Here is a 5,587-nt window from a genome sequence, read left to right as displayed (position 1 = left end):
CACTGGGCCCCGCACACCGCATCAGCGTCCGCTGATAACAACGCGTTAATCACGTGCTGGAGCAAGGAACGCATCAAATCCGGGGATGCCTGGGACAACGCCTCGCCAAGCAGGCCAGCAGGGTCGATAATATGAGGAGCGGTCATCGTTGTGCCTCCAAATCGTTTCGAGTCAGAACTAGAGAGCTTTCTCGAAGGATCACACGGTGACCGCACCCATATCAAACGGGCCGACCACCACACGGTTACACCACTATGCGGGACACTACTGTGGGCAGCGCTTGTCGGTTGTACTGTGGGGAAACCATTCCTGCGTGAAAGGCCTCCCATGACGGCCCCTCGGGCAACCGCTACTACTTCAACGACTCCGCCTCGGCCGTGGCGTGCGCGGCCTCGCGCGTGACCCCGCCGAGACCTCGTGCTTGACCCGGCCGAGACCTCGTGTGGCTCCCCACGCGCCTCCGGCATGGTTCCCCACAAATGTCGCACGTAATTCCCATGGAAACCTTTCAAACCTTGAAATCGCATCGTTGAGATTCTGCGGTTTTCTTGATGCCTTACAAAAGTGAGGTGACCCAAATTACGTGCGACGTTGAGGGGGAGGGGAGGGGGAGGAGGGGTCAGCGGGGCTCGTCGAGCTGGTGGAAGATCGCGCCCAACAGAGGAGTGACCACCTCGAGAGTGTCGAGCGCGCCGCCGCGCGAACCCGGCGAGGAAATAATGAGAGCCCCCGACGAGTCCCGTGCCGTCACGCCGACGACCTCGCGGGACAGGCCCGACAGGGGGGTGTTGGTCAGGCCGTGGGCGCGGATCTGCTCGGCGATGCCGGGGATCTCGACCTCGATGAGGGAACGGACCACCTCGGGCGCGTAGTTGCCCACGCCGAAGCCCGAGCCGCCCAGGACCAGGACGAAACGGGCGCCGGCCTCGAGCGCGTCGCGGATCTCCGTCTCGAGGATGTCGGCGCTTTCGGGAATCGCGGCCATCGTCACCTGGCCCAGGCCCGCCGCGGTCAACGCGCCGACGCACGCGGGGGTCGCCCGATCTTCCTTCGTGCCGCGCTGCACGCGGTCCGAATAAGCGATGATGTGGGCGTTGATCTGGCCGAGGTTGTAGTCGACGGGCTTGGGCATGGGATCCTCCGTGTGTCTGCGGTGAGTACAAATGTGATCCTAGTCCCGAGGATGCGGGTGCGAGTGGTCGAAGAGGCGAGGAATTAGTGCTCGCACCATCCGAGGTAAATGCTCGGGTGTGCGTGAGGTGCGCGCCTGGTGGGCGCTCGCCGGTCCCCCTGAAAGCACCAAGCGCCCATTTAGTATGGACGTCCCCAGGTAAATTGAGGAGCCGGTTTATCCCAATATGCGGCCGCTTGTGGGCGCTTGCGACATGCTCGCTCCGGCCTGTTGCCCACCGTCGCTCCTCTTGTTAGATTAAGCACGTTCGATCCCCTCTCAAAAGGAGATGCCCGTGCGCTCCCTACGCCTCCTCCCCGTCTTGGGCGCCGCCGCCCTTGCCCTGGCCGCCTGCTCGGGCGGCGCCCCCACCCCCGAGGCCACGGCCTCGTCCGACGATTCCCAGGTGCCCGACCGCGAGGTCGTCCTCAACGTCTACGCCGCCGCCTCCCTGACCGAAACCTTCAGCGAGCTCGAAACCGACTTCGAGGCCGCCAACCCCGAGGTCGACGTCCGCATCAACTACGCGGGCTCCCAGGACCTGGTCGCCCAGCTCAGTGAGGGAGCCGACGTCGATGTCCTGGCCACAGCCAACGAATCCACCATGAAGAAGGCCGCCGACGCCTCCCAGGTCGACGAACAGACCATCTTCGTCACCAACACCCTGACCCTCATCACGACGCCCGGCAACCCCGCGGGCGTCACCGGCCTCGACTCCTCACTCGACGGCGTCAAGCTGGTCATCTGCGCGCCCGAGGTCCCCTGCGGCAAGCTCACCAAGACCCTCACCGACGCTCTCGGCGTCACCCTGCACCCCGTCTCCGAGGAGCAGTCCGTCACCGACGTGCGCGGCAAGGTCTCCTCCGGCCAGGCCGACGCCGGAATCGTCTACAAGACCGACGCCCTCGCCGAAGGCGACGCCGTCGACACCGTCGCCATCCAGGGCGCCGACGAGGCCGTCAACAAATACCCGATCGCCCTCGTAAGCGCCTCCACCAAGAAGGACTACGGCCAGAAGTGGATCGACCTGGTCCTCTCGACCGGCGGGCAGGCCATCCTCGAAGAGGCAGGCTTCACGCCCACCGCGAAGTAACATCGACCCGTGAAATCGCGGAAGACACCCGCCGTCAGCCCCCTGCCCATCTGGGCGGGGGGCCTCGGCGCGCTCGCCCTGTGCTTCCTGGTCCTGCCCCTCGCCTTCATGCTGGGGCGCGTCAACTGGGCCGCCCTCGGCGCGACCCTCGCCACCGACGAGGCCTCCGCCGCCCTCGCGCTCTCCCTGCGCACCTGCGCCGTGGCCCTCGGTGTGGACCTCTTCCTCGGAGTCCCGGCGGCCCTCCTCCTGTCCCGCCCGTGGCGCGGCGTGCGCGCCGCCCGCATCCTCGTCGCACTGCCCCTCTCACTGCCGCCCGTCGTCGCCGGCATCGCGCTCCTCGCGGCCTTCGGCAGGCGCTCGACGTTGGGCGCTCTGCTGAGCGGCGCCGGCCTCGACATCGCGTTCACGACGACCGCGGTCATCATCGCGCAAGTTTTCGTCTCCCTGCCCTTCCTGATCGTCACCCTCGAATCCGCGCTGCGCTCCCGCGAACAGGGGCTCGACGAGATGGCCTCCTCCCTGGGCGCCTCGCCCTCGCGCGTCTTCTGGCAGATCACGCTGCCCACGGTCCTGCCCGGCCTCGGGCGCGGCGCGGCCCTCGCGCTGGCCCGCTGCCTCGGCGAATTCGGCGCCACCCTCACCTTCGCGGGCTCCATGCAGGGCGTCACCCGCACGATGCCCCTTCAGATCTACCTGGCCCGCGAGTCCGACGCGGACCTGGCCCTCGCGCTCGGCGTCGTCCTCCTCGGCGTCGCCGCGCTCGTCGTCGCGCTCACCGAAACACCGTGGGGGCGTGCTGTCTCGTTCCTGCGCGCGCGCCTGTCATCGACGAGGCCGGGGCGCGGCCCTGCGCCCGGGGTTGCCTTAGGTGCTCGCGCCGCGGGATCAGCGGCGGCTGATCCCGGATGCGGCCTCGACGCCTCGGATGACGATGCTGCGGGCGTGGCGGGCGCTGCCGTCCACGTTGCCGGGACCGTGACTGAGCGCTGCTGGGCGGCGGACGCGCGGCTGCGCCCCGGCCTCGTGACGGCCGTCGTCGGCCACAACGGCGCCGGAAAGTCCACCCTCGCTCAGGTGATCGCCGGGACCCTGCGCGTGGACGGCGGGGCCGTGAGCATCGGGGAGCGAGTCGTCGACGACGCCGCCACCTTCGTGCCCGCGCGCAGGCGACGTGTCGCCATGGTCTCTCAGGCCCCGCGCATCTTCACCCACATGAGCGTGGTTGCCAACGTCGCGTTCCCGCTGCGCGCGCGCGGCGTCGGGCGAGCTGAGGCCCGGGAGGCCGCCCTCGAGCAGCTGCGGGCCGTGGGCATCGAGGACCTGGCATACCGGCGAGCCTCCGATCTGTCCGGTGGCCAGGCCGCGCGCGTCGCCATCGCTCGGGCGCTCGTCTTCCGGCCCGAGGTGCTCATTCTCGACGAGCCCACGGCTGCCCTCGACGTCGAGGCGACCGCCCAGGTCTCCGCCGTCCTGCGCCAGCGCCTGATGGGCGCGGGGATCACGACCCTGCTCGTTTCCCACGACATCGCCGAGGTCCTGGCCCTCGCCTCCCACATGATCGTCATGGGGGAGGGGCGCGTCGTCGAGGAGGGTTCGCCCGCCCGCGTGCTCGCCTCGCCCACGTCCGTGTTCGCCGCGCGCTTGGCTGGCCTCAACATCGTCGCCGGCCCCGCCGTCGTCCAACCCGGCCTGGTGGGCGTGCGCGTCGGTGAGGGAGCGCTGTGGGCGGCCGCGGACTCGCCCGAGAGTGAGACCGAGACCGCGGGGGCTGGCCGTGAAGGCGCTGACGCCGTGCCTGGCGCGGATGCTAGGGGTGTGCCTGGCGGCGGCGCCTCTGGTGTTGGCGGCGCTGACGCCGCGCGTGCTGGCCGTGAAGGCGCTGACGCCGCGCCTGGCGCGGATGCTGGCAGCCCCGAACCCCTTCCCTCCAGCCCCGCCGGTGAACACGCTCGCGTCGCGCTGACCTTCCCGCCCGAGGCCGTGGCCCTCTCCCGCGAGGAATCCCACGCCTCGCCGCGCAGCGTCCTGCCCGGCGTTGTTGCGGGCGTCGACGTCGACGGCTCCCTCGTGAGCGTGCGCGTCGCGCTCGCGGGGGGAGTCTCGGTGAGCGCCCGCGTCACCGCCTCCGGGTGGGCCGGCCTAGGCCTCGGCGTTGGTGATTCCCTCTGGGTGAGCGTCAAAGCCACCCAGGTCCGGGCGATTCGCGTCGCGGCGGGCTCGTGAACGGCGCGTGTGCCTCGGATCTGCGGATGTGGGGCCTTGTGAGGTGCTGTCACGCGCTTAACCAGCGGCGGATGGGCCGTGGGCGTCGCACGTTAACCTGAGCTGTCCCGGGTGTTGTGGAGAGTGTCCTAGGCCGGATTGGATCTGGTCAGCGTCAGTATTCGATGGAGTTGCGTGAGCCTGCGAGGGTTAAAGGACAAAACGTGTTGGTTTTGTCGCAACTTTTCGGCTTGCTGGTGCGGGAAAGTCGGTATTGAAGTTGGTGGGAGCCAACTTGAAGGATGGACAAAACGTGTTGGTTTTGTAGCGACTTTTCGGCTTGCTGATGCGGCGTATGGGCATTCGTGGCGTGAGTCGGCGTCGGACCCGCCATGTCAGCCCCAGCGCCGCGCCATGCATGCCCCTTGGACCTGGTCAATCGGCATTTCGGGGCCCATGATCTCAACGAGTTGTGGGTCGCGGACACCTACGTGCCAACCCAGGCTGGCTGGGTCTACGTCTCCTTCGTCACCGACGTGTGCTCGCGTAAAATCTTGGGCTGGAAAGTCGCGTCCTCGCTGCATGCCGACGTGGCCCTGGACGCGTTGAACATGGCGATCTACCAACGTCGCCGCGATGGTATTGACGCTCGTGGGGTCGTGCACCACTCCGACCGAGGCGTCCAATACCGCGACGTGCGCTACGGGCAAGCTCTCGCCCGTTGCCAGGCAGTAGCTTCGGTGGGTTCGACCGGTGACTCCTACGATAACGCCTTGGCCGAAGCGTTGAACTCCTTGTACAAAGCAGAACTGATCGACAACGAGGCGCGCCCCGGCTACGCGCCCGTGGCGCGATCGGCGCGAGGTCGAGCGCGAAACCGCCGCCTGGGTCCACTGGTACAACACCCGCCGCCCCCACCTCGCCCTGGGCGGCATCACACCACAACAAGCAGAAAACCAACACACAACAACACGAAAGGAAGCGGCCTCAACAAGCCTCCGCAAAACCCAGGACTAGACAAACAGCGCGAGGGCCGCTGCACCCGTTACGTGGCGCTGCACCCGTTATGTGGCGCTGCACCCGAACAGAAGGGGTGTAATGCCTACGGATCGGGTGCA

The 5,587-nt window shown here is 68.0% G+C and carries 4 protein-coding genes and 1 pseudogene; 3 read left to right on the top strand and 2 right to left on the bottom strand.

Going from position 1 to position 5,587, the window contains the following annotated elements:
* Nucleotides 1–146, bottom strand: a pseudogene (locus HMPREF1138_RS11130) (IS256 family transposase); the annotation flags it as partial.
* A 473-nt stretch (nucleotides 147–619) separates the two neighbouring features.
* The gene (locus tag HMPREF1138_RS07010) at nucleotides 620–1,132 is read right to left on the bottom strand and encodes a molybdopterin-binding protein (protein ID WP_009057984.1); all 513 of its coding nucleotides are present in this window, start codon (nucleotides 1,130–1,132) and stop codon (nucleotides 620–622) included.
* 334 nt (nucleotides 1,133–1,466) lie between these two features.
* On the opposite strand from HMPREF1138_RS07010, the gene modA reads away from it, so the two are divergent.
* The 3 genes from modA to HMPREF1138_RS11125 form a co-directional block, all read left to right on the top strand.
* Nucleotides 1,467–2,264 (top strand): molybdate ABC transporter substrate-binding protein, encoded by a 798-nt coding sequence (modA, locus tag HMPREF1138_RS07005; protein WP_009057985.1) that lies wholly within the window; start codon nucleotides 1,467–1,469, stop codon nucleotides 2,262–2,264.
* A 9-nt stretch (nucleotides 2,265–2,273) separates the two neighbouring features.
* Nucleotides 2,274–4,490, top strand: a complete 2,217-nt coding sequence (locus HMPREF1138_RS07000) for an ABC transporter permease (RefSeq protein ID WP_009057988.1) — start codon at nucleotides 2,274–2,276, stop codon at nucleotides 4,488–4,490.
* A gap of 404 nt (nucleotides 4,491–4,894) precedes the next feature.
* The coding region (locus HMPREF1138_RS11125) for a DDE-type integrase/transposase/recombinase (protein WP_009057987.1) at nucleotides 4,895–5,587 on the top strand (693 nt) is incomplete at its 3' end.

The sequence above is a fragment of the Actinomyces sp. ICM58 genome, assembly GCF_000283035.1.
GTDB lineage: Bacteria > Actinomycetota > Actinomycetes > Actinomycetales > Actinomycetaceae > Pauljensenia.
The sequence above is the reverse complement of the archived record's forward strand: the minus strand, read 5'-3'. Positions and strand labels throughout refer to the sequence as shown.